Source organism: Paenibacillus sp. J31TS4 (genome assembly GCF_018403265.1).
Classification (GTDB): Bacteria; Bacillota; Bacilli; order Paenibacillales; family NBRC-103111; genus J31TS4.
This window is the reverse complement of sequence record NZ_BOSI01000002.1, coordinates 391,013-415,322: the sequence shown is the minus strand read 5'-3', so window position 1 is coordinate 415,322 and position 24,310 is coordinate 391,013. Positions and strand designations below refer to the sequence as shown.

19 protein-coding genes are annotated in these 24,310 nt (G+C 62.2%); 7 read left to right on the top strand and 12 right to left on the bottom strand.

Going from position 1 to position 24,310, the window contains the following annotated elements; translation table 11 throughout:
• Positions 1 to 34 precede the first annotated feature (34 nt).
• Both KJS47_RS12725 and KJS47_RS12720 read left to right on the top strand, forming a co-directional pair.
• A complete protein-coding gene (locus KJS47_RS12725) occupies positions 35 to 982 on the top strand; it encodes a LysR family transcriptional regulator (RefSeq protein ID WP_213525419.1) in 948 nt (315 codons plus the stop codon).
• Positions 979 to 1,878 carry a GNAT family N-acetyltransferase gene (locus KJS47_RS12720; protein ID WP_213525418.1) on the top strand — a complete coding sequence of 300 codons (900 nt, stop codon included), beginning with the start codon at positions 979 to 981 and terminating at the stop codon, positions 1,876 to 1,878. Before KJS47_RS12725 ends, KJS47_RS12720 begins: the two co-directional genes overlap by 4 nt.
• 119 nt (positions 1,879 to 1,997) lie before the next feature.
• On the opposite strand, the gene KJS47_RS12715 is transcribed toward KJS47_RS12720, so the two are convergent.
• Positions 1,998 to 2,990, bottom strand: a complete 993-nt coding sequence (locus tag KJS47_RS12715) for a YpdA family putative bacillithiol disulfide reductase (protein ID WP_213525417.1) — start codon at positions 2,988 to 2,990, stop codon at positions 1,998 to 2,000.
• Between the two features lie 123 nt (positions 2,991 to 3,113).
• A complete protein-coding gene (locus KJS47_RS12710) occupies positions 3,114 to 4,046 on the bottom strand; it encodes a LysR family transcriptional regulator (protein ID WP_213525416.1) in 933 nt (310 codons plus the stop codon).
• Positions 4,047 to 4,208: 162 nt separating this feature from the next.
• On the opposite strand from KJS47_RS12710, the gene KJS47_RS12705 reads away from it, so the two are divergent.
• Together KJS47_RS12705 and KJS47_RS12700 are read left to right on the top strand one after the other, a co-directional pair.
• The gene (locus tag KJS47_RS12705) at positions 4,209 to 5,309 is read left to right on the top strand and encodes a YeiH family protein (RefSeq protein WP_213525415.1); all 1,101 of its coding nucleotides are present in this window, start codon (positions 4,209 to 4,211) and stop codon (positions 5,307 to 5,309) included.
• Between the two features lie 152 nt (positions 5,310 to 5,461).
• Positions 5,462 to 5,755, top strand: a complete 294-nt coding sequence (locus tag KJS47_RS12700) for a hypothetical protein (RefSeq protein WP_213525414.1) — start codon at positions 5,462 to 5,464, stop codon at positions 5,753 to 5,755.
• A gap of 120 nt (positions 5,756 to 5,875) precedes the next feature.
• Here KJS47_RS12700 and KJS47_RS12695 read toward each other — a convergent pair whose 3' ends face one another.
• Entirely contained in the window at positions 5,876 to 6,289 is a 414-nt protein-coding gene (locus KJS47_RS12695) for a thiol-disulfide oxidoreductase DCC family protein (protein ID WP_213525413.1), read from the bottom strand.
• A 211-nt stretch (positions 6,290 to 6,500) separates the two neighbouring features.
• Between KJS47_RS12695 and KJS47_RS12690 the strand changes: the two genes are divergently transcribed.
• Positions 6,501 to 6,752 carry a hypothetical protein gene (locus KJS47_RS12690; RefSeq protein ID WP_213525412.1) on the top strand — a complete coding sequence of 84 codons (252 nt, stop codon included), beginning with the start codon at positions 6,501 to 6,503 and terminating at the stop codon, positions 6,750 to 6,752.
• The gene (locus tag KJS47_RS12685; RefSeq protein WP_213525411.1) at positions 6,749 to 7,612 is read left to right on the top strand and encodes an amidohydrolase family protein; all 864 of its coding nucleotides are present in this window, start codon (positions 6,749 to 6,751) and stop codon (positions 7,610 to 7,612) included. The genes KJS47_RS12690 and KJS47_RS12685 overlap by 4 nt, the downstream gene beginning before the upstream one ends.
• A gap of 330 nt (positions 7,613 to 7,942) precedes the next feature.
• Here the strand turns inward: KJS47_RS12685 and KJS47_RS12680 are convergent, their stop codons facing one another.
• The 9 genes from KJS47_RS12680 to KJS47_RS12640 form a co-directional block, all read right to left on the bottom strand.
• Complete coding sequence (locus KJS47_RS12680) at positions 7,943 to 8,806, bottom strand: sugar phosphate isomerase/epimerase family protein (RefSeq protein WP_213525410.1); 864 nt, start codon at positions 8,804 to 8,806, stop codon at positions 7,943 to 7,945.
• Positions 8,807 to 8,970: 164 nt separating this feature from the next.
• Complete coding sequence (locus KJS47_RS12675) at positions 8,971 to 10,170, bottom strand: ROK family protein (RefSeq protein ID WP_306433029.1); 1,200 nt, start codon at positions 10,168 to 10,170, stop codon at positions 8,971 to 8,973.
• A gap of 219 nt (positions 10,171 to 10,389) precedes the next feature.
• Positions 10,390 to 10,926: a chromate transporter gene (locus KJS47_RS12670; RefSeq protein WP_213525408.1), complete on the bottom strand. Its 537-nt coding sequence runs from the start codon at positions 10,924 to 10,926 to the stop codon at positions 10,390 to 10,392.
• A gap of 38 nt (positions 10,927 to 10,964) precedes the next feature.
• Positions 10,965 to 11,651 carry a chromate transporter gene (locus KJS47_RS12665; protein ID WP_213525407.1) on the bottom strand — a complete coding sequence of 229 codons (687 nt, stop codon included), beginning with the start codon at positions 11,649 to 11,651 and terminating at the stop codon, positions 10,965 to 10,967.
• A gap of 356 nt (positions 11,652 to 12,007) precedes the next feature.
• Complete coding sequence (locus KJS47_RS12660) at positions 12,008 to 16,660, bottom strand: Ig-like domain-containing protein (protein WP_213525406.1); 4,653 nt, start codon at positions 16,658 to 16,660, stop codon at positions 12,008 to 12,010.
• A 179-nt stretch (positions 16,661 to 16,839) separates the two neighbouring features.
• On the bottom strand, positions 16,840 to 17,976 hold the full coding sequence (locus KJS47_RS12655) for a glycoside hydrolase family 88 protein (RefSeq protein WP_213525405.1): 1,137 nt from the start codon (positions 17,974 to 17,976) through the stop codon (positions 16,840 to 16,842).
• Positions 17,977 to 18,018: 42 nt separating this feature from the next.
• Positions 18,019 to 18,897, bottom strand: coding sequence for a carbohydrate ABC transporter permease (locus KJS47_RS12650; RefSeq protein WP_374707027.1), 879 nt, complete (start codon positions 18,895 to 18,897; stop codon positions 18,019 to 18,021).
• A gap of 13 nt (positions 18,898 to 18,910) precedes the next feature.
• A complete protein-coding gene (locus tag KJS47_RS12645) occupies positions 18,911 to 19,804 on the bottom strand; it encodes an ABC transporter permease (protein ID WP_249716341.1) in 894 nt (297 codons plus the stop codon).
• Between the two features lie 193 nt (positions 19,805 to 19,997).
• Complete coding sequence (locus tag KJS47_RS12640) at positions 19,998 to 21,623, bottom strand: extracellular solute-binding protein (RefSeq protein ID WP_213525403.1); 1,626 nt, start codon at positions 21,621 to 21,623, stop codon at positions 19,998 to 20,000.
• A gap of 349 nt (positions 21,624 to 21,972) precedes the next feature.
• Here KJS47_RS12640 and KJS47_RS12635 point away from each other — a divergent pair, with 349 nt between their 5' ends.
• Positions 21,973 to 24,261, top strand: a complete 2,289-nt coding sequence (locus KJS47_RS12635) for a helix-turn-helix domain-containing protein (protein ID WP_213525402.1) — start codon at positions 21,973 to 21,975, stop codon at positions 24,259 to 24,261.
• Positions 24,262 to 24,310 lie beyond the last annotated feature (49 nt).

Below are 24,310 nucleotides of genomic sequence, written 5' to 3'. Positions count from 1 at the left end.
AGAATCGCACAAAGAGATAGAGAGGATTTATACCATGTTCCATCTGGATTGGTACCGGATGTTTCACCGGACCGCTAAGACCGGCAGCTTGACCAAGGCTGCCCAGCAGCTATTCCTCACGCAGCCTTCCGTCAGCTACGCGATCAAGCAAATGGAAACGGCGCTCGGCGTGACGCTGTTCCATCGGCTTCCCAAAGGGGTCGAGCTGACCGCGGAAGGGCGCGAGCTGTTCGCATTCGTCGAGCAGTCGCTCGCCCTGCTCGATGCCGGCGAGCAGCGCCTCGGCGAGCTGAAACGGCTGGCCGGCGGCGAGCTGCGGATCGGCGCGAGCGATTCGCTCGTGAAGCATCTGCTCCTGCCTCAGCTCGAAGCGTTCCGGGCGGCGTATCCGGGCGTTCGCATCCGGCTGTCGCACGGCCGCTCGCCGGAGATCGCCCAGCGGCTCAAGGACGGCCGCATCGACCTCGGTCTCGTCCACCTGCCGGCGGACGATCCGCAGCTCGACGTGCGGCCGCTCGCCGCCATTGCGGGCGCGTTCGTCGCGGGCGAGCCCTACCGGGAGCTCGCCGGACGTCCGCTTGCCGCCAGCGAGCTCGGCGCTCTGCCGCTCCTCCTGCTCTCGCCGGAGAGCAGCACGCGCCGCTTCCTTGAGCGGTGGTTCGCAGTGCACGGCGTGACGCCCGAGGCGGACATCGAGCTCGGCAGCATCGACCTGCTCATCGAGCTGGCCCGCCGGGGCTTCGGCGTCGCCTTCGTGACCCGCTCGTTCGTCGCCGCCGAGCTTGAGGCCGGCAGCCTCGTCGAGCTGACGCCGGCAGAGCCGCCTCCCGAGCGGACGGTAGGCCTCGCCGTCCGGCGCGGACTGCCGCTGTCCGCGGCCGCGGAGCGCTTCGCCGCGAGCCTGCTCGGGACCGGCCCCTCTCGGGCGGAGCCCGGTCCCGAGAACGTATCCCTATCAGAAGAGGAGGAACCGACCTCATGACCTTGACTCTCGTGACCGACTACAAAGAGAACGATGCGCTTCGAGCCAGCTTCAACCGGCTCGCACAGGATACGTTCGGCATCGACTTCGAGCCGTGGTACCGGGCTGGCTGCTGGGATGAGTCGTATCAGTGCCTGTCGTTCGCAGACGGCACGGAGATCGTCGCGAACGTCTCGGCGACCCGGCTCCGGCTCATGCTCGGCGGCGAAGCGAGACCGGCCGTCCAGATCGGCACGGTCATGACGCGGCCCGATTACCGGGGACAAGGGTTCGCCCGGCAGCTCCTCGAAGCCGTCCTCGACCGCTATGCCGATGGAGACGGCCCCTGCTTCCTGTTCGCCAACCGCGAGGTGCTCGGCTTCTATCCGAAGTTCGGCTTTCGCCCGGTCGCCGAGAGCCGCTTCCGGCTTCCCGCCGGCGCCTTATCCGGCGGCTCGGCAGCGGCGGCATCCCCCGCTGCGGGCGGGCTGCGGAGGCTGTCCCTGTCTTCGCCCGCCACCATGGCCCGGCTGCAGAATCTGCTCGAGCGGCGCGTTCCGGTCTCCCGGACGCTCGGCGTGACGGACGGCACCGGAATCGCCCTGTGGCATCTCATGAACGGGCTGGCCGACGGCCTGTACGAGCTACCCGGCATCGACGGCTTCCTCGTCTGCGGCCGCGAAGGCGGGGGGCCGGTCGTGTACGACCTCGTCTGTACCCGGGTGGAGGACCTGCTTCCGCTGCTCCAGGCGGCCGCCGACTTGCTGCCGGGCCCGCTCGGCCTCGGCTTCTGTCCCGACCGTCTCGGCCCACTGCCCGCGGAGACGCTGACCCGCCAGGACAGCATGCTGTTCGTCCGGGGGCCGTGGGTGTCCGCAGACATTCCGTTCGCCTTCCCGGTCACCGCTCAGACGTAGTCCGACCCGCGTGGACCGCGGCTCCAGACACAGCCAAAGAAGGCGCATCGCTCCGCCCCTTGCGGGGCAGCCGATGCGCCTTCTTTCGTTCCGGTCGTCAAGCCGAAGCTCGTACCGGGTTACTTGCCTTTTCCCAGCATATGCTCGGCAATCTGGATTCCGTGGAACCGGCCGTTCTCGATGAAAATTTCGCTCGCCTGGCTGCCCGCAGCAATAACCCCTGCGATGTACAATCCCGGTACGTTCGTCTCCATCGTCTCGGGGTTGTGCTGAGGCGAGCCCGTCTCAGGATCGAGCTCGACTCCGGCGGAGCCGAGCAGCGCGCGGTCCGGACGGAAGCCGGTCAGCACGAGCACAAAATCGTTCGGAAGCGTATTAGCCGTCCGTTCCGCCTCGCCGTCTCCGGCCGTCTCGACCACAATCTCGCGTTCCCGGATCTCCGTCAGCCGGGACTGGAACAGCATTCGGATCCGTTCCTTGCTGATCAGGCTTTCGAATACCGGCCGCACCCAGGCTTTAACCTTGGGCGAGATGACCGGCTTCCGGTAGACCACCGTCACGTCGGCTCCCACCCGAGCCAGCTCGAGTGCCGCGTCGACGGCGGAGTTGTTGCCGCCCACGATCGCCACCTTGAGGCCGGTGTACGGATGCGCCTCTTGGAAAATATGCGAGACCTTGGGCAGCTCCTCGCCGGGAATGCCGAGCCTGTTCGGATGGTCAAAATACCCCGTTGCTACAATGACATGCTCCGCGTCGTAGCGGACGGTTTCCCCGAACCGGTTGCGGGTCGCGACCGCAAAGCCGCCCCGCACGGGCGTAATGCTCTCCACCGTTTCGTACAGATGGACGCGCAGACCTTTGCGCTGGGCCACCGTCCGGTAATACGTAAGGCCCTCAAGCCGGGTCGGCTTGTCGTTCGGCGTCACGAACGGCACCCCGCCGATTTCGAGCTTCTCGGCGGTGCTGTGGAACGTCAGGAACGTCGGGTAATGGAAGATTGAGTTGACCAGCGGCCCCTTCTCGATAAGCAGCGGATCGACGCCCCGCTCCTTCAGCTCCAGTCCGGCGGCCAGCCCGCATGGTCCCGCTCCGATGATGATTACTTTCTCCATTGCTGTCTCCCCCCCGCCTTCGTACGGTAATGTTCATTCCTCCATTATACCTTATTTCGCCCAGAGCGTGCATGCCGGTCGCGTCCTTGAACCGTTTCGCCCTCGTCCAGCGCCGCTTCCCCGTTAATCGCGGCCCCAGCCCCCGTCCGCGAGCGGGTGAAAGTCGTTCGACCGCAGCCGGGGCGCCTCCGCCTTCACGTAGGAGCCGAACAGCTCCATGGCCATGGTGGAATAGGCGGAAGCGCGGCGGATGAGCCAGAACGGCCGCTCGCCTGCCCAGCCCTCGACGGGCAGCGCTTTGACTGTGCCGAGCGCGAGCTCCTTTTGGATCGTCCAGGCAGACAGCAGGGAAACGCCAAGCCCCGCCTCGACCGATTCCTTGATCAGCTGCGTGCTGCCGAACGCCATCCGGCGCGGCGCGATGCCGAGCTCCTCGAACAGCCGGTCGGCCATCGCCCGCGTTCCCGAGCCTTCCTCCCGCACGATCCACATCTGCTCTTCAAGCTGCCGGGCCGTCAGCCGCTCCTCCCCTGCGAGCGGGTGGCCGGAGGCAAGGATGACGAGCAGCTCGTCCCGGGCGAGCGGCTCCGCGGTCAGCCCCTCCTGGTTCACCTGGCCCTCGACGATGCCGACATCGAGCTGCCGGCCGGCGACGAGTGCGGCGATCTGCGTCGTATTGCCGATCTGAATGGCCGGCTCGATGTGGGGATACAGGCGGACGAACGGCGCCGCCAGATGCGGCAGCACATACTCGCCGAACGTGTAGCTCGCCCCGATCGACAGCGGACCGCTCGGGGTTCCGCTCAAGTCCTCGACCAGATGCCGCATCCGTTCCTGCAGCCGCACAATTTCTTTGGCATGCGCGTACACAATCTCGCCCGCCTTGGTCAGCGTCACCTTGCGGTTCGACCGCTCCAGCAGCGTTGCGTCCAGCATCCGTTCGAGCTGCCGGACATGCTGGCTGACGCCCGGCTGGGTCATATGCAGCTTCTCCGCCGCAAGCGAAAAATGCTTCAGCTCCGCGACCGTCAAAAAGACCTTCAGCTGCTGCTCCATCCGATTCTCCTCCTTGCCCGTGGTCTCTGCTCTCGCCAAGCCTCTTTGTATAAGCATATACTTATTGTTTATATGAATGATAATTATTTTTCTTATTATACTAACAGGAGTATGCTAGGAAAAGGAAACGAACCAACGACCGTACAAACGGAGGTGGACCTCATGTCCCGTCGCACTCATTCTGTCCAATCGTCTTCACCGGCATCCGCCGCTTCCCGCCCCAAGCCGACCGGCCCTTCGGCGCATCCGGCCAAATCGGCGCAGTCGCCGAGCCTGTTTCTTCGACCAGCCTTCTGGGGCGGCGTCGGCTTCACGGCGCTGTTCGCCGCGGCCGGCTATGCGCTCGCCCTGCTCCCCGGCCTGCAGCGCGTAGGTCCGATGGCGTGCGCCATTCTGCTTGCGGTGCTGTACCGCCAATTCGCCGGGTACCCGGAAGCCGTCCGGCCCGGCATCCAATTCGTCTCGAAGCGGGTGCTCCGCCTCGCCATCATTCTGTACGGACTCAAGCTCAATATGGACGTGGTCCTTACACAGGGGCTGCCGCTTCTCGTCCGAGACGCTATCGTCATCGTGTTCGCGATTACCGTCATGATGCTGATCGCCAAGAAACTTAAGGCGGACCCGTCGCTCTCCCTGCTGCTTGCCGTAGGGACGGGCGTCTGCGGAGCGGCGGCCATCGCCGCCGTCTCACCGATCGTCAAGGCCAAGGAAGAGGATACGGCGATCGGCGTCGGCATCATCGCCCTGCTCGGCACGCTGTTCGCGATCGGCTACACGCTGCTGCGGCCCTTGCTGCCGCTGAGCGATACCGATTACGGCGCATGGGCCGGCGTCAGCCTGCACGAGATCGCGCACGTTGCGCTCGCCGGGGCCCCGGCTGGCGAGGACGGGCTCGCCACAGCTCTGCTAGCCAAGCTCGGCCGCGTCTTCCTGCTGATCCCGCTCTGTTTCCTTCTCGTCGCCTGGCAGAAGCGGCGTTCCCCGGCGGGAGACGCCAAAGCCTCCGTCGAGATGCCGTACTTCCTGCTCGGCTTTCTAGCGATGAGCCTGATCGGCACCTATGTGCTCGGCTCCGTCTTCACGCTGCCGGCCGGCGTCATGGCTGCGCTGCCGACCGTGACGACGTTCCTCCTGTCGATGGCGATGGTGGGCCTCGGCCTGAACGTGCACGCCAAGAGCCTCGGCACCAAGGCGCTGCGGCCGCTCGGCGCCATCGCGCTGACGTCCGTCGCGCTGTCCGTTTTGACTTACCTCACCATCTGACAATCAGGCGTATGCCGGAGGGCCCCTGTCCAAACCTTATTCCCCTGCCCGTCATACACTAACTGTATGGCGGATGCCCCAGCCTGCCGGCGCCGCTGCCACGGCGTGCCGGAGGCAGCAGCCATAGACATACGGGAAAAGGTGGTGGAACCATGAACATGACCATCTCTAAAAAGCAAGTCCAGCCATATATCGGCAAAACGGTGTACGCGCTCAAAAAAGACGGTACGGTCGTCAGCGGCAAGCTGGTACGCATCAAAGGAAACGTGCTTCATCTCGCGGCGGGGAAAGGCAAGGCCGCGACCAAGGCAATCGCTCCCCTCGTTCTGTTCGATCTTCTGGCGATCGGAACCGCTCCTTACGCTTTCGGTCCATATGGATACGGCGGCTTTGGCTATCCGGGTTTCGGCTTCGGCGGCTTTGGCGGCCCCGGCTTCTTCTGGTGACCCGAAAGGCATCCCAAAAACGCGCGGCAGGCTATCCTGCTGCGCGTTTTGTCGTTCTGCCGCTTCTCTCGCCGTTCCCGTTCGCCCCCGGCTTTTCCGTTCCCATCGTCCCCCGCCCCGCTATTCGGCATCCTCCAGAAACCGATCGCGAACGCCGGGAGCCGGCAGTACGCACGCATCCGTCTGTCCGAACCACCGGTAGCGGTTCCTCGCCACCCAGCGGTAGACGCCGTCGCGGAGCGGCCGCGGCACGAGGAGGAGAATCGCGAGCAGCCTCCACGGACCTCCGAGCCGCGCGCCGATGCGGAGCGCCGCCGCCGATTCCGTATAGCAGCGGCCCTCCGCGACGAGGGCGACCGAATCGGTCTTAGCAAGCTGAGGGAACCTCTCGGCATATGCCTGTCCGGCCTGGGACTGCCTGGCAGCGAAGCGGAACACTCCGCGGGAGTCCCTCTTCAGCAGGAAGCGGACGGAGGCGTGGCAGAACGAGCAGACGCCGTCGAACAGAACGACGGGTCCTTCCGTTTGCATCATGGTCCCCACCTCCTTTTGCCTCCATTATACTCCATCATCGACAGACGCGGGCGTGCTTTCGGTCCTCGGGACTAGCAAACGGGCCTTTGTCCGGGCTGGCCCAGGCCGGAAAGAAAGCGGCCTTCCCATGCCAGAAGATTATGCTAGAATGAGGACAGGCAATTCACCAACCAGTACTTACATCACCAGTCAGCAGGGAGGGATAGGAGTAATGGATACGAACGTCGTCACCAAGCGGCTGTCCCCGAATTATCTTTTGACGGTCAACCATGAATCCGACGACAACAGCTTTGTCGGACGTGTTATGGAGCTGCACGAGGACAGCCATCCGGAAGGAAGCGATGCGGGAGAAACGATCTTCGTCTCGTTCCCGATGGAGACGCCCGAGCAGGCCGTAGAAGCGGCGGAAGCTTATTTTCGCCAGCTGCGTCTGCCGTCCGAACAGGGAGGGAGCTCCCTGTGATTATCGACGTCCACAATCATCCCGATTGGTACGGCTACAATCTGGAGCGGTTCCTCGCCAACATGGACCAGTACGGCATCGATAAAACCTGGCTGCTCAGCTGGGAATGCCCGGCGGACGAATACGATCCGAGGTACCGCCGCCAGGTGCCGGATGCGGAGCTGCCGGACGGGCCGATATCGTTCGCGCGCTGCGCCGCGTACAAGCAGCAGGCGCCCGACCGCATCGTGCTCGGCTATGCCCCGGACCCCCGGCGGCCCGATGCGATCGATCGGCTCGATCATGCGATCCGCCTGTACGGCGTGCAGGTCTATGGCGAGCTTAAGCTGCGCATGATGTACGACAACCCGGACGCCATCCGGCTGTACCGGTTTTGCGGGGAAAAGGGACTGCCCGTCCTCGTCCATCTTGACTATCCGATCGACACCGGCCAGGCGTATCCCCGCCCGAACTGGTGGTACGGCGGCGGTATCGCCCCGTTTGAGCGAGCGGTCGCCGCATGCCCGGAGACGATCTTCATCGGCCATGCACCCGGCTTCTGGGCACACCTGTCGGGGGACGATCAGTATGACAAGGTCGCCTATCCGAGCGGACCGATCGTTCCCGGAGGCAAGGTGCCGGAGATGCTCCGCAAATATCCGAACCTGTATGCGGACATTTCGGCCGGATCGGGATGCACGGCGCTCAAGCGGGACCCGGCGTTCACCGTCGACTTCCTGACCGAGTTCCAGGACCGGATTCTGTATGGGCGCGATTACTTCGACAACATCCACCAGGAGCTGCTGAACAGCCTCGGCCTGCCGCAGGACGTGCTGGACAAGATCTATTACCGGAATGCGCTCAAGCTCATTCCCGAATAAAATTGCCCGGTCCTTCGACCCTCGGCCGGTCGAAGGCCAGGTGCGGCTTGAGGCGCACGGTCATTCCAACCACGCCGGACAAAGGCTAAAAGCGCGGCTCGGAGGTGCCGGCTGAGTTGGAAGGGTCCAGCTAGGCGCGTGGCTCGACGCTGCGCGGCGGCCGATCGGACTTGGAAGCGGCTAGGCGCGCGGCTTGTTGTGGTGCAGCGCGGGCCAGTCGAACCGGAACGCAGCAAAGAACCCGGCTTCTGCAAGCCGGGTTCTTTTTTTGTGAGAACGGAATTCCGCCGAACAGGACGTTCTAGTCCCTGCGGCTCGCCTGGGAACGTACTACGCTTCTTCCCAGAGCCGCTTCACATTCGCGAGGCCGATGCGGGAGCCCTGCTTGCACTCTTCCATCCCCTCGAATTCGATCGATATGTAGCCGTCGTAGCCGGACTGCTTGATCACCTTGATCACTTCGGGCATGTCGATATCGCCCTGCCCGACGATCGCGCCGCGCAGGAAGTTCCCGCTCGCTGTGTTGAACCAGCCTTCGCCAGGGTTGCGATAAGACGGGCGCACGTAGAAATCCTTCAGATGGACGATCGAGGCGAACGGCAGGTTCTTCTTCACCGCGACGACCGAGTTCTCGTCGACGCACAGGAAGTTGCCGATGTCGAGCGTCGTCTTGAAGTTCGGGCGGTCCACCGCCTGCACGAGCCGCTGGACGCGGTCGCTCGCCTGAATGTAGAAGCCGTGGTTCTCGACGCTAGTCGTGATGCCGAATTGAGCCGCATAATCGGCGACGATCCGGCAGCCCTCCACGAGCCGGGGCAGGTCCTTCTCGAAGTTGGCGATGGTCGTCTCCGGAATCGGGCGGGACGCCACATCATGCCGCATGAGCTTCACGCCGAGCCCGTGCGCCACGTCTACATGCTGCTTCAGCTTCTCCACTGCCTGCTGGAAGCCTTCCTCGCCGTCCGTCAGGAAGTTGTTGCCGACCGCATAGTTGGAGATGTCGATGCCGACTTCCTCCGCACGGCGGCGGATGTCTTCGATGAGGCCGGGGTTCTCGATCAGGTCAAAGCCGATAGGAACAATCTCGATGTGCTCGCCACCGTTCTCTTGAATCCAAGAGATCGCTTCGAGGACGGTCATTTCTCCGGCGCGGATCGCGCGGGAAAGGCTGTACGAACTGAGTCCGATTTTCATCCTGGTATCCTCCCTTAATCTGGGTTCCTACTAGTCCTCCCCCATTATATCCTCAATTGGAAATGGCTGCACGTCCAAAAATCACACCCTAATTCGACAAATTCCGCAGATAGCGAACCTTGGGGAAGGTCCCTCAAAGCGATATCCGGCTTGCTCCCGTTCCTCTAGTCCGCCAAGGCGTCCAGTACCATAACGGCCGCCCCGACGGCAATCGCCTCGTCTCCGAGCCGGCCCCGGCTGAACACGACTTGATATTCTGGGTAGTAATACGTCTGCTTGACCGCCGCCTGCGTGGCCGTGCGGAAGAACAGCTCGTGCGCGCCGATCAGCGGCCCGCCCAGAATGACCTTCTCCGGGTGCAGAATATTGAGCAGATTGGCAAGGCCAATGCCGAGACTGGAGGCGGCTCGGAGCGCCGCCTCCACCGCCAGCGGATCGTTCTCCGCGAGCGCCTTCATGACGAGCGGAAAAGTCACCTGCTCGGGTGACCGCACCCACTCGGCGAGGACGGAGGGGTGTCCCTCCCGCAGCAGTGCCTTCACGTCCCGTTCCACCGCATAGAGCGATGCGTAGCTTTCGAGCGCCCCGCTGTTGCCCCCGGGCTCGCGGTGGGGGACGCCGGACGCCTGGATGATCATCTGGCCGACAGCGCCCTCCATGTCGACGGCCCCGTACACGATCTTGCCGTCAGACATAACGGCGGAGCGGACGCCCACCCCGACGTGGAGATAGAGCAGATGGCGGAAATCGCGGACCCGGTCGGCCCAGTATTCTCCGCGGATGGCGGTGTTCGCCCCGTTGTCCAGCAGCGCCGGCAGGGCAAGCCGTTCCTCCAGCATGCGGGCGATCGGGACATTCTCCCAGCCCGATGCGGGGAAATGAAGAGGACGAAGAAGGACGCCGGCCGAAGGCGACAGCGGACCGACCGCGCCGATGCCGATGCCGAGAAGCGCCTTCTCCGGCACGGCCGCTTCGGTCCGCAGCCGGACGGCGGCTTCCGTCACCTGACCGGCCAGGACGGCCGGCGTGACCGTCTCGTCCATCGGCCAGGCGGCGGAGGCGAGCCGCTGCATGCCGAGGTCGCACAGCACGAGTCTCGCCTGCATCCGGGAGATATCCAGACCATACGCATAGCCGGCCTCCGGTCGGACCTCATAGAGGAACGGCCGGCGGCCTCCTGTTGATGCTCCCAGCCCCGTTTCGCGGATCCAGCCTTGGCCCTGCAGCTCTTCTAGCGTGCGGGTCAGCGTGCTGACGGACAGGCCGCTTCTCTCCAGCAGCTCGGCTTTCGCGGCAGCGCCTTTTCGAATCAACTGGAATACCCGCTTCGCTTTCGCGCTCCCGAGCCGCTTGTTCTCCCTCATTTCCATCAGCCTCCATTAATCCAACCAAATTACTTTGATTTTACCCGACCCGGCGGTGCTTGGCTATCCCCATCGAGAGAACCTCAGCCTGAAGCGAACAGCGGCTGAGCCCCGACATGCCCAGCACTAGGACGGAACGGCAACGGTCCACCGGATGATTTACACCGGCAGGGAATAAAAAAAGACCCGCTCGCCGCGCAAGCAGGTCCTGCCGATCCGCTATCCGAAAAAAGCCGCCCCCATGACGCCTGACAAAAGGATGACATACAGAGGATGCCATTTGTATTTGAGCATCGTCAGCAGCGCCACGGCGAGAATCAGGACCGAGGCTCCCGTCTCCCAGGTCGGGGGGCCGACGATCCCGTTGACAATGCCGAAGTGAATGGCGGCATAGAGCACGAGGCCGGTCACGATCGGACGGAGGCCGTAAAACGCCGAACGCACGAGCCGGCTGCCGTTCATCCGCACGAACATCGATGCCAGCGTGACGATGATGACCAGGCTCGGCAGCGCCATGCCAAGCGCAGACGCCACCGCTCCCGGCACGCCGGCCGCCCGGTAGCCGACGATGATGGCGCTGTTGGTCGCCACCGGGCCCGGCGACAGACCGGCGACCGCGATCACCTCGCTGTACGCCTCGCTGGTCATCCAGCCGTGCGCCAGCACCTCATGCTCGATCGCCGGGATCATCGCATAGCCCCCGCCGAACGAGAGCACGCCGATCTTGGCGAACGTCCAGAACAAGATCCACAGCAAGCCGCTCCCTCCTCTCCGGTCTGAGCCAGCTGTTCAAATCAAATGCCGTCTCCAATGAAATAGTCGTCGTACTTGTAGGCCGGCTGCCGGCCCTTGCGCTTCGTCCTGGCGCCGGCCCCTTCCTCCGGAGCCTTTTCCAGCCGAACGGCCATCCCCAGGGCGTCCTTCGCCTTGACGATGCCGATGCCGAGCCCGATGCCGCATAGGATGACAAGCAGGGGATGAACATGCAGCAAAAGCAGGAGCGCGGCCGTCGCCACCATCGCGATCAGCGTGGAGGCATCCAGGATGGCCGTCTTGGCCATCCGCAGCCCGGCGACCGCAATTAGCGCCACCACGGCCGACTGCATCCCGCGGAAGGCCGCCGCTACCTTGGGCGAATCCTTCAGGTAGAGCAGCGACGCGCTAAGCAGCAGCACGATGAGGAAGGTAGGCAGCGAGACGCCGACGAGCGCCGTCACGGCGCCCGGAAAGCGGGCGATGCGATAGCCGGTGAAGATAGCCGCGTTCACGCCAATGCCGCCAGGTGCGGACCCGGCCACCGACAGGACGTCGCCCATCTCCTCCTCGCTCATCCATCGCTTACGGTCCACGACCTCCCGCTGGATGACGGGGATCATCGCGTAGCCCCCACCGAACGTGACCGGCGCCAGCTTGGCGAACGACCAGAACAGCTCCGTGAGCAGACGCCAGTCAGGCGCGCCCTCCCGTCCGATTCCTCTCATCCCGCTCGCTCCCTTCTAGACTCTCCGTACCGTGAAAGATGATTGATAGGTTCAGTATAGCGCACTTTCTTCCATTTTGGAATAAAGTTATGGCAAATTGTACGCCAACTTCTGTCCGCTAGGCCGACGCCAAGGCTGCAAGAGGGGTTTCCAGGACTCCTCCGAAGCACAAAGAACCCGACTGGTTTTCCCAGCCGGGTTCTTGCGGGTCTAGTCTCGTGGTTGTTCTTTCGCTTGTTCATTCGCTTGTTCTTTCGCTTCATCTGTTCCGACTGTACTTTCCGCTTGCTCTTTTTCGTCCGGTCCCGCTTAACCTCCCAGGCTCGTCATTGGCGCGCTGGGTCCTCTCTTAAGTCTTACTGCCCGCTGCGAATGTAGGCGGTATCGTCCAGCAGCAGCCGGGCGAAGGCCGGATCGATCGTCTTGCCTGACTGGGCGCGCACCATCGCGTCGAACGCGCGAAGCGCAGCATCCAGCTTCTTGGTATCTCCCGGCGCTATCTCCGCCAGCTGCCGGGCCTTGTGAAACAGGCCTTCGGGCGCGTCGTCGACCCGGATCCAACCCTTGGCGGCGCCGGCCGTCAGCACGTTCACCAGCTCGGCGGGCGTTACCTCGACGACGAAGCGCTGCTCGCGGACCGCTTCCTGGCCCGCCCGGTCGACGGCCGACGCGCGTAGCAGGTGCTCGCCCGCCGCCAGCGCCAGCGGCTCAAGCGCGAGCGGAGTCTGTCGCGGCTCGCCGTCCAGCGTCACGGTGACCGACGCGACGCCGGTTCCCGCATCCTCGGCGTAGACGGAGAAGGTCACCGCCTCGCTCTGCCGCATGCGGGCCGGCCCCTGCACGGTGAGGCGTGGCGCCTCGAGGTCAACCGTGACACGGGCCGAAGCGGTGAACCGGCCCTCCTCCACAGCAGCGGTGACGAGCGTCGTACCTTCGCCTACCGCGGTCACCCGTCCGCCGGCATCGACGACGGCGACTCGCTCATCCGCCGACGACCAGCGGACGTTCTGGGTGCCTGCCGACTCCGGAACGATGCGGGCCGTCAGCTGCGCTTCCCGGTCGCGGGAGGTCAGGAGCAGCTCGTCACGGTCCAGCTCCACTCCACTCACCGGCGACGGTCCGTAGATCGCCACCTCCGTGATGCTGTTGTAGTTGTTCGCCGAGTTGCCGCTTCCGACGATCCGGATATACCGGGCTTCGGTCACCGGCAGGAGGAATGTCTCCGGAAGCACGGTCGTTCCCGAGCTTTCCCCGCTGAACAGCTCCGTCCAGCTGCTCCCATCCTTCGAAGCCTCGATGGCAAAGAACGCCCTCCGGCTGGTTCCGTTGTAGATGCCAATCGAGACGGCCTGCACAGGCTTCGCCGCGCCGAGATCGTAGCGGATCCACTGCTTGCCGGGAGCCGACCATCTGGTGTCGAGATTGCCGTCAATCGTTTTGTCCGGCGTATTGCCGAGCGCCTCCTCCGGCACGGCGCTTGCGTCTACCGCGGCCACGGCGTACTTCTCCATGCCCGGCGGATCGCCGACGAGCGGCAGTCGTTTGAAGGCGACCGTATAAACGTTTGTCAGCTCCGGCCGCTCGCGGTCCCGTACGGTCACGCGTGCTGTCCCGGGCACCGCCACCGCCTGCTCGATGGTGACCGGATGATCCGAAGTTGCCGTGACGACCGGCGGCTGCTGCGTCTCGAATGGGACGGTCACTTCGTAGAACGTGCCGGCCGGATTGAAGCCGGGGACGGGCTTGCCGCCCACGAGCAGCTCGTTCAGGACGGGACGCGCCTGCTTGGGAGGCAGCTCGCCGTCCGGCACCGTCCAACCGGCCAGCGGCGTGAAGGCGGGCGCTTCGGCCGGCAGCGGCTCTCCTTCGCGAAGCGGTACGAGCCAGACCGACAGGTTCGCTTCCATCACGTCGGTCAGATGCACGGTCAGCTTGCGGACGCCGAAATTGGACGACTGATCCGCCGGATTGGGCGAGGTCGGCAGCGGCTCGGCGTTCATTACCGAGAAGACGGCATCCGCCGGAGCTACCGCCAGCTTGGCGTACAGCCTCTTGTCTCCCTGGCGGAGAATGGCCGCCTTGCCTCCCTCGATCACCTCGATGCTTGCCTTGGTGTGGAGGAACCAGTACAGCTCGGACGGCGTCTTGAGCTTCATCTCGTCCTGGACGAGCAGCTGGGTCCGGTCGCCGGTCAGCATCATCCCGCGTTTCATGCTGACCGCGTCCTTCCGGTAGACGTCCGTCATGTCCAGCACCGTGAAAGCCCCGCGCGGCTTGGATTCCTCGCGGATCCGGACCGCCTTGCCGTACGGCTCCTGCTGGATCACCGGATTGTCGGCCGGATTGAGCACGATCGTGTTATGACCCTCGGTCTTCTTGCGGTAATACAGCCAGCGCTGGTTCGTGTAGTCCCAGAAGCCCGGGAGGTTGTAGTTCTCGTTGCCGGAGTCCATCGCCCAGCGAACCCCGAGCGCGTCGAAGACAAAGGTCCCCGCATCGGCGTCGAAATGGCTCTTGAGCGTCTCGTCGGCTCCTTTCATCGAAGCGAACAACGCATCGGGATCGTCCCAGGCGCTGCGCATTGATCCGGATTCGATAGCCCGGTAGAACCGGTCGAGCTCCGTAGGCGTCCGGTCGAACAGTCCCGGCTTATAGAGAACGAGGTAGAGAGGATGGAAGACGTCCTTGCGCCGGTACAGATCCCCGAGATGCCAAGCGTACTCCGGCTTGCCGAAGAAATCCGCGAACCACATCGACTCCGGCTGCGCCATCGAGATGCCGCCGTCATAGAAATCGAAATACCCGCCTTCGCCGAGCATATGCAGCGGGAACGCCCCAGACTCTTCGAAGCCCTCCAGTGCAGACAGGCCGTAATCGGTCCCCAGCACGTTGTTCATCGCAGCGACCATGTACGTCAAATACTGCCCGCCGTAATGCCAATAGGCCGGTCCCTCGGGCCAGGCGCCGTCTGGAGTGTAGTGGCGCATCGCCAGCTGGAGCTTGCGGTACATGCCGGTCAGCACTTCTAGTGCAGCCGCTTCCGACGCGGCGTCCGCGTCGGCGATGGCGAGCGCGGCCAGCCCGAAGTTACCGTTGTCCACAAGGTTGATATTGTTGAATTCCCCATTGTGGGTGAATGCTCCCCGGTACCAGTCGAGCGCCGTGGCTAGCGCCTTCTCCCGGATGGCAGTCGCTGCCACAGTCCGCTCTTCCGGCGTCAGTGCCTCGTAGACCCAGTCGTAGGCAAGGCTCACCGAGAACGACAGCTCTGCCAATGCAAGAATGTTGTTGTACCGGCCGCCCCAATCCGCATAGCCTGCGAGCGCCTTAAGCTCCCGCATCGCCCGGTCGGCGTAGCGCTTGTCTCCGCTCAGCTGGTACATGAGGCTCGTATTCAGCAGCCGGTCCCGGATCGCATAATTGTTCGAGCCGTTTGGCGTATAAGGCAGCGGCTCGGTACTCAGTACCGGCTCGGCTTGCTCCTTCAGCTTCTCGTACCAAGCCGTGATGTACGGGTCGGTGCCGATCAGCGAGCGGGTGCGGGCGAAGTCGGACTCGTCCGCCAAGAGCCGCGGATGCTGGCCGTAGGCAGGACGGCTGCGGAACTGCGCGAGCATGTCTTCACCGGAAGGAATGACATAGACCTTGAGCTCTCCTTCCGTCCGTCCTCCGCCGGCGTCGGTCGCCGCAACGCGGAACGTGTCGTACCCGGTGAACCCGGCGGCAGGCGTATAGACGTAGGTCCCGTCGGCGTTCACCTGCAGCGTCCCGTGAGCCGGCTCCCCTGCCTTGGACCAGGTGATCTTCTCGTTCTCCTTGTCTACGGCCTTTTGCAGCTTACTCTTCAGAACGGTCCCCTTAGGCGTCGAAGCCCATTCGAGGTCGAGGACAGGCGCATCGTTCACGGGTGTCACGTCGATTCGGGCAGAGGCAAATGCCGGCCCCCCGCCCTGCGACGGCTTCACCAAAAAGAGGAACTCGTCGCTGCCCGAATAATCCGGATCGGGGTAATAGAGGAAACGCCCGTCCGCGAACACCGTCAGCTTGCCGTGCTTCGGTTCGGAGGCCTTCTCGAAGACGACCGGTGCTCCGGTGCTGTCCCCGCCTGCAAGCCGCCCGTCCAGCTCACCATCCTCCGCCACCTGGCCGGCATACGGCTCCGCCTTGAGCGTAGGAGGCGCTCCCACGCTGACGACGGCCGTATCCGTGAAGCCTCCATCCACGGTCTTCACGGTCAGCACCGAATAGCCGGCGGCCTTGGCTGTCACCACCCCGGCCGCATCAATGCCCGCGACCGCCTCGTCGGAGGAGGTCCAGGTTACCGCCCGGTTCGTAGCGTCCTCCGGCACGAACCGGGCGGTCAGCCCCGACGTCTCGCCCGGCTGCAGCGACAAGGTCTTCGGCTCGATCCGGACGCTCTTTACGCCGTTCCATTCCTCGACCGCAAAGTCGTCGTACCAGACCTTGCCCGTCCCGTTCTCAAGGAAAGCCTCAACCTTGAGCCAAGCCGGACTAGTGGCATTGTCCGGAATCGTGACGTTCCGCTCGAAGTAGAGCCAATCCGTCGACCCGGAAGCTTCCGCTGTGTTCACGAGCAGATTCCCACCCGACGTGCGGCCCACCTGTACCCGCACCAGCCCCTTGCCCGCCGACATCTCCGTCTTCATCCACCCGCTCACGCGGTACGTCTTGCCCGGCACTACCTCGACCGTCTGCTGGTACACCGTCGCGCGCGCCGGCGCCGACGCTTCCAGACGAACCGAGCGGCTACCGCCGTGCGCTACCGCCTCGTCGACAGCGAACACCGGCGTGCCGGTGAACAAATAGCGCGTCCACGAAGCGGACGAAACGCCGCCCGCCCAGTCGCTTGCCTTTCCCGTCTGCTCGAAGTCTCCATTCGCCAGCAGATTGGCGCTCGCCGCTTTAGCCGTGCGCGGCGCCGCTCCTCCCGCCGGGACCAGTCCCGCCACCATGAGCAGCACTAGCATTCCGCTGATCGTACGCTTCATCCTGCTTCTCCTCCTCGTTCCTTCTTGGTCACCCTGCACCGCCAGGCCGCCCGTCGGGACGATTGCTATGCACCTGGCAATTCGGCCGTCCGTTGCCGAGACGACAGACGGCAAAAACCCTGCAGCGGCCCACTCCTTCTCCAAGGTCTAGGTCTTGCTGCAGGGTTCAACTCCAGTCCTTACCGGCGCTCGTACCAGTAGCCGGGGATCTTCCGCTCAAGCCGCATCAGCGCCTCAAGGTAATAATAGTCCCCCCAAATCATATAGTCGTCGGGCCCCCGGTTGCCGCGGATATAGTAGGAGCCGTGCTTAAGCAGCCCCTCGGCGTCCGGCTCGCCAATCGTCGCATACTTCTCGACGAGCGAGCGCATCGACCGCTCCACCGCCTCCGTGAAATAAGCGCGATCCGCGTCGTCCTCCGGCAGATGCTCGAGCAGCTCCAGCAGGCCGGCCGCGGCAATCGCCGATGCCGAGCTGTCGCGGTATGTATCGGGTCCGATCTCGACGTCGAAATCCCAGTAGGCAACGTTATCCTCCGGCAGATGCTCGACGAAATAACGCGCCAGCCGGCGGGACGTCTCGAGATAGTGAGCATCTCCAGTATATCGATAGGACAGCGCAAAGCCGTAAATGCCCCACGCCTGCCCTCTCGTCCAGGTCGAGCCGTCCTGGTAGCCTTGATGCGTGCCCCCGCGGATGGCGCTGCCGGTCTCCGGCTCGAAGTAAAAGGTGTGGTAAGAGGAATCGTCCCCGCGCACCAGAAACCGCCGGCTCTTGTCCGCGTGAATGCGTGCCGCCTCGGCGTAGGAAGGGTCTCCCGTTTGGGCAGAGGCCCAATAAAGGAGCGGCAGATTCATCAGGCAGTCGATGATGATCCGGCCGCCATTCTCCGGATGGCCCTTCGGCCCCCAAGCCTGGATGTACTGTCCCTCCGGACGCCACCGCCGCATCAGCCGGTCCGCCGCATCCAGCGCGAGCCGGCGTGCGTCTTCGCTTCCCTCTACGATCCAGCCGGCCAGCGCCGACGGGCAATAGAGGAAGCCGATGTCGTGGTGGTCCAGAGCGACGTCCTCGTCGAGCCGCCGGCGGAAGTCGGCCAGCTGGCGATTCGCCGCCTCCAGCAGCTCCGGCTCCCGCGTATACTCGTAGGACAGCCAGACCATTCCGGCATAGAAGCCCTCAATCCAGTCGGTGTTGTCTCCCCATTCGTACTGCTTCACGGCCGTCCCCTGCGTAATGTGAGGGAACCGGTCCCCGAATTTGGTCAGATTGGCTTTGGTCTTCGCGACCGCATCCTCAATCGCTTGCGTCCACATGAACAACGTTCTCCTTTCGGCCTTAACCGCCTGATAGTCTTGTTAGCCCTTGATGGCGCCGATCATGACGCCCTTGACGAAGAATCTTTGCAGGAAGGGATAGAGGCAAAGAATCGGAACTGTCGCCACGATAATCGTCGCGTACTTGATCGTCTCGCCGATCGGCATCCGGTCGCCTCCCGTCGCGCCTGTCAGCATCGAGTCGGTGCTGTTCGTAATGAGAATCTCCCGCAGAATGAGCTGCAGCGGGTACAGGTCGCGGGAACGCAGATAGAGCATTGCGTTGAACCATCCGTTCCAATGGCCGACGCCGTAGAACAGAATCATGACGGCCACGACGGGCATCGACAGCGGCAGCACGACCCGGAACAGGATCGTGAAGTCGTTGGCGCCGTCGAGCCTAGCGGATTCCTCCAGGCTGACCGGCACGCCCTGGAACGCCGTCCGCATGATGATAAGATTGAAGGCGCTCATCGCGCTCGGAAAGATCAGCGCCCAACGGGAATCGACAAGTCCGAGGTTCTCGATCAGCAGATAGGTCGGGATCAGTCCGCCGTTGAAGAACATCGTGAAGACGATCATGAACATAATCGGGTTCTTCCACATGACGTTCTGGCGGGACAGCGCGTACGCCCCGAGCGACGTCATGAGGATATTGACCGTCGTGCCCACGACCACATAGAACAGCGTATTCGCATATCCGGTCAGAATGGACGGATTGCTGAAGACAAGCCGGTAGGCTTCAAGTGTAACGCCCTTCGGATACCAGATTAGCCCCCGGACCTTTACCACCCAGGACGGATCGCTCAAGGAAGCGAACAGCACGAAGACGAACGGGTAGATGGTGGCGACCGATAGGGCGATCATGAAGGTAATGTTGAAGACGTCGAACAGTTTTTCTCCCCAAGTCCGCTGATTCATCAATCGTCCCTCCTTACCACAGCTTGGTTTCGCTCGTGCGGCGGCTCACGGTGTTCGCCACAATAAGCAGTGTAAAATTGATGATGGAATTGAACAGCCCGACAGCGGCGCTGTAGCTGAAGTTGGACTCCAGAATGCCTTTGCGGTAAACGAACGTGCCGATGACGTCCGCCGTCTCGTACGTGCTGCTGTTATAGAGCAACAGAATCTTTTCCGTACCGACCGACATGAAATGGCCGATCTGCAGAATAAGCAAGATGATGATGGTGGGCAATATGCCCGGCAGCGTAATGTGCCACGTTTGCTTCCACCGGTTCGCTCCATCCACTTTGGCCGCCTCATAGAGCGAAGGATCAATGCTGGACATGGCCGACAGGTAGATGATGGAGCCCCAGCCGACGCCCTGCCAGATGCCGGAGGAGACATAGATCGTCCGGAACCAGCCGCTTTCCTGCAGGTAGGCGGTCGGCTCTATGCCGAACCAGCCCAGAATGTTGTTGATCAGGCCGTCCCGGGAGAGGAAGTCCACCATCATCCCGGCAACGACGACGATCGAGATGAAGTGCGGCATGTAGGTAATAGTCTGGACCGCCCGTTTGAACACGGCGCTTCTGAGCTCGTTCAGCAGCAAGGCCAGAATAATGGAAGCCGGGAAAGAGAAGAGCAGATCGTAAAAACTCAGCAGCAGCGTGTTACGCAGCAGCCGCACAAAGTAATAGCTGTTGAAGAAATCCTGAAAATTTTTGAGTCCGACCCACGGACTGTCCCACAGGCCAAGGCCTGGTGAGAAATCCTTGAAGGCGATCTGCAAGCCGTACATCGGCACGTAGTAAAACAGAAAATAATAAGCCACAACCGGAAGGAGCATCAGATAGATATACTTGTTGACCATCAGGTCCTTTAGCATTCTAGCTCCCAAGCTCTTCCTTGTGGACGCAGGAGTTGGTTTCTCCTGAGGTTTCATGGCAACGGACATCGCCAGCCCTCCTTATCGCCTCTGTGCCCTCGCCGGTTGAATGACGGACGGGCGCCGTTTTCCTTGCTGACGGCCGGACCGGACAGACGGGGAGAGTCTCCCCGTCCGCTTCCGGCGCTTGCCTTTATTTGCGGTTGTTGTAACGGTCGAGGGCCGCCTGCCGGGCTTTGACCGCTTCGGACAGTCCCATGCCATTGATCGTCTTGACGAATTTGTCGAAGTTCTCGATCGGCTCGGCGCCCATGATGAACTTGTTGATCATCTCGTCGCGGTACGTCTTGACGTCGTTCATGATCGAGGCGGTCTTGGAGCTCTCATCGGCCGTCAGCGTAATCGGCGGCAGCAGCTTGGCGTGATCCGCCTGCATCCACGCCTTCTGGGCGTCGCGCTGCTCAGGCAGCGTATAGAATTGCTCGATGTAGCGCTTATCCTGCAGGAATGGGCCGCTGTAAGAGGCTTGGAAATACTTGGCCATCGCTTGGGCGATCGGCAGTTTGTCCGGAGGGTTAAGGATGAGATCGGTGTACTTGGGATAGCCGTTCTCCATCTTGTAGGTCGTGCCCTCGATGCCGAAGTTGAACAGCATATGACCTTCCTGCCCGTATTTGTAATCCAGCCATTTGATGATCTGCTCCGGATTTTTGGCGGACGTCGTGACAGCCGCACCTACGCCGGTGAACGGGAATGTATATTGGCCGATCGCCTTGTCGCCTTCCTTCGCGACCGGATACGTAATGCCCTCCAGCTTGAAGTTCGGGTTGTTCGGCCGCACGAGCGGAATGTAACGGCCGATTCCGCTTCCCGCGTAGGCTGTGATCATGCCGAGCTGGTCGTTGCTCACCTTGGCGTCCTTAAGCTTGGCGTCGGTCGTCGAATAATCCTTGTCGATGAGCCCTTCCTTGTACCATTTGGCCATCGTGGCGAGGAAGTCCTTGAACTGGGGCTCTACAGGACCGTACTTGACCTTCCCGCCTTCCTGGTAGAAATCCGATGTAATGCCCCAGGCGCCGACCAGAAGCGAGTTGAAATCGACGTCCGCCATGCTGAACAGGAACGGAATCTCGTCCTTCTTCCCATTGCCGTTCGGATCGCGATCCCGGAACGCGGTGAGCACAGTCTCCCATTCGGCGATCGTCTTCGGCGGCTTCAGGCCGAGCTTATCCAGCCAGTCTTTGCGGACCGCCGGGCCGTTCACGACGGACAGCAGCTCGTCCCCCAGCAGGAACGGCATCACATAGATGTTGCCTTCGTCGGTCGTGATCAGCTTGCGGAATTCCGGCTTTTCCTTAAGAAGCTTCGTCAGATTGGGCGCGTTCTGCTCGATCAGCTCGTTCAGGCGGAGAATCCGCTTCTCTTTAATGAGCGAATCGGCGCCCTTCGGAGCTCCGCCCCAGCTGTACTCAATGACGTCCGGCAGCTTGCCCGACGCGATCATCAGGTTGAACTGGTCTTTCTCCTGTCCGACCGGCGGATGCTGGAATTCGACCTTCGTGCCTGTGATCTTCTCCATTTCCTTGTAAGCCGCGATTTCGCCGTAGTTCTTCATGGTGGCGGCTACGTTCGCATTGAGCGTCGTCCAGTAAGTGATGGACGCAGGGTAGGGAGTTTCCTTCGGGGTGGCGGACGTGCCGGGACTTGGGGATTGGTTGGCGTTCGCCCCTTCTTTTTTGTCTCCTCCGCAGGCGGCAAGTACGCCGGTCATCAGCGAGAGCGAAACTACGGTAGACAGCACTTTTCTCGTTTGGGTCATGGTCAAGCGGCCCCTCCTCTTGATTGGTTGTCGGCAGGTAAGTGTGTTTATGCACCTAATCATAGAGCAGCTCTGCCACGATGCCTATTATCCGTTCTATTCGCGACCAACCGTCCTTCTACCTGCACATAAACCGCTTTCATTTGGACCAACCGAATTTCATCTGAGGACGGCTGGCACGCGGATAAACCCCGCACCACTACAGGAAATTCCCCCTCTTGTTTCCGCTTTCAGGATTGTGGGGAGGCAGTAACTTGTGCTACACTTTCACCAACTCATTCCATTGGAGAATCCCTTTCGGAGCAACGACGGATGAACTAAACTATTGACAGAACGGGTGAAGGTTTGCATGCTACGTCGCCGGAACAACGTATTTTTGACCCTCTGGCTGTCCTATCTCCTGATCCTTCTGATCCCCGTCTCCATCTCGGTGCTCCTCTATTCGAATGCGGAGTCCGCGATGGTGAACAACGCTAACCGCTCCAATCTGGCGATGCTCGAGCAGGTCCGTCAGATCATGGATCATCAATTAAAGGAAGTCGACCGTCTGGCGGTGCAGATTTCCTCGCATCCCAAGCTGCAGACGCTGTGGAATATCGACGACGGCGACCGCTACCTGCTGTATTCCGAAGCCGTCAAGGAGCTCAAGTCGATGCGCAATCCAAGCGGCCTGATCGAGAACTTCTTCGTCCGGCTGGACCAGAGCGATCTTTTGCTTACCCCGGATATGAAAACGGATACAAACACATTTTTTACCTATATTGCCCCTTACCGCGGCATGACGCCCGAACAGGTAAAGCAGCACTTTTTCACGGGCTATCATTTCAAGACGTTTTGGCCCTCCACCGCCATATTGGATACCGTGACGCCGAAGAAAGTCATTACTTGCGCGGTGTCCCTCCCCCTCGGAGAGCAGAGCAACGTGCGGGCGACTCTAATCATTCAGATCGGCGAGCAGCAGATTCTGCATCTGCTGGAAACCATCGACTGGGCCGGCAGCGGCGCGATGTACATCGTGGATGACGCCAAGCAGGTCATCATGTCGACCGCCAGTCGTCCACTGCCTGCCGACTGGATCGACAGCCTGACACAGAACGAGCATTACGAGACCTATCAGGAGAACGGCCAGGACGTCATGCTCTCCTATACGACCGGAGAGAGCGGCTGGAAGTACGTGTCCGTCGTTCCCAAGGACGTCCTGCTCAAGAGAGTGAACGAGCTGAAGGGCTGGGCACTGACGCTGCTGATCGCCGCGCTGCTCGGCGGCACCGGTGCCGCATTCTGGATGGCCTACCGCAGCTACAGCCCGATCCGCGACATCGTGCTGACGCTGAGGAGCGGCAGAGGCGCCGCGAACCCGACTGTTAACGCCTACGATTTCATCCGGTCCTCCATCGAGGAGACGCTCGCGGAGGGCAAGGAGCTGAGGCGCGAGCTGGAGAATCATACGCCGGTGCTGCAGGCGCACTACTTGACCCGTCTGCTCAAGGGCCAAACCGAGCCCGGCGGCTTGAACGGGGGGCCGTCAGGCGCGATCGGCATCCGGTTCCCGCACGACCATATCTGCGTCCTGCTGCTCGAGGTCGACGACTACAGCGGCTTCGTCCGAGAGGATAGCGAGGAGGAGTGGGCGCTCGTCCGCTTCATCCTCATGAATCTGAGCAGCGAATGGATCGGGGATGACGGCTATGTCGTGGAGACGGACATCAATCGGCTCGCTATCCTGCTCAGCGTCCCCGATCCGTCCGAGGAGACCAAGCGCCTCCGGGCCGGGCGGATCGACGAGCTGAAGCAGCTGATGGAGAAGCGGTTCCATATGAAGGTGACCATCGCCGCCAGCTCAATCCGCCAGGGTCTTCCCGAGGTTGCCCGCTGCTACGGGGAAGCGCTCAGTGCCCTCGATTACCGGATCATTCACGGCATCAACTCCAGCATCTACTACGACGAGCTGAAAGAGATAGAAGGCGCCTATTACCATTATCCGATGGAGACCGAGCTTCAGCTGATGGGGTACCTGAAGGCCGGCAAATACGACAGCGCAGCCGAGCTGCTCGACAGCCTGTATGAGGAAAACGTCGTCTCCCGCGGGCTCACGCCGGAGATGGGCAAATGCCTGTTCTTCGACCTGCTCAGCACCATCCTCAAAGTGATGAACGCCCTGAAGATCGACGACAGCCAGGCGGCGGCACGTCATGAGCTGGTCAAGCAGATCATGAACGGACCGTCCGCCGAGGACATTCTGCGCAGGATGAAGGAGCTGTGCCGGCTCCTCTGCAGCACCGTCGTCAGCGCGAGGGACGTGCAGAGCAAGCAGCTGAACGAAGACATTCGCCTCTATATCCGCGACCATATCGGAGACAACGGACTTGGCCTGACGGCCATTGCGGAGCATTTTCAGCTGGCGCCGCAGTACGTCTCCTCCTTCTTCAAGAAACAGAACGGCGTCAATCTGACCGACTATATCGTCGAACAGCGCGTGGAGGAAGCCAAGCGCTATCTCGCGGATCCCAGCCTGACGCTGCTCCAGGTTGCCCGAAACGTCGGGTACGCGACCGACATCGGCTTTATCCGGGTATTCAAAAAAATGGTCGGCATGACGCCCGGCAAATACCGGGAGATGGTGACGGTAGACGGCTGACGAGGAGAACAGTAGACGGCTGCCGACAAAAGAATCCTCCCCGCTGAGG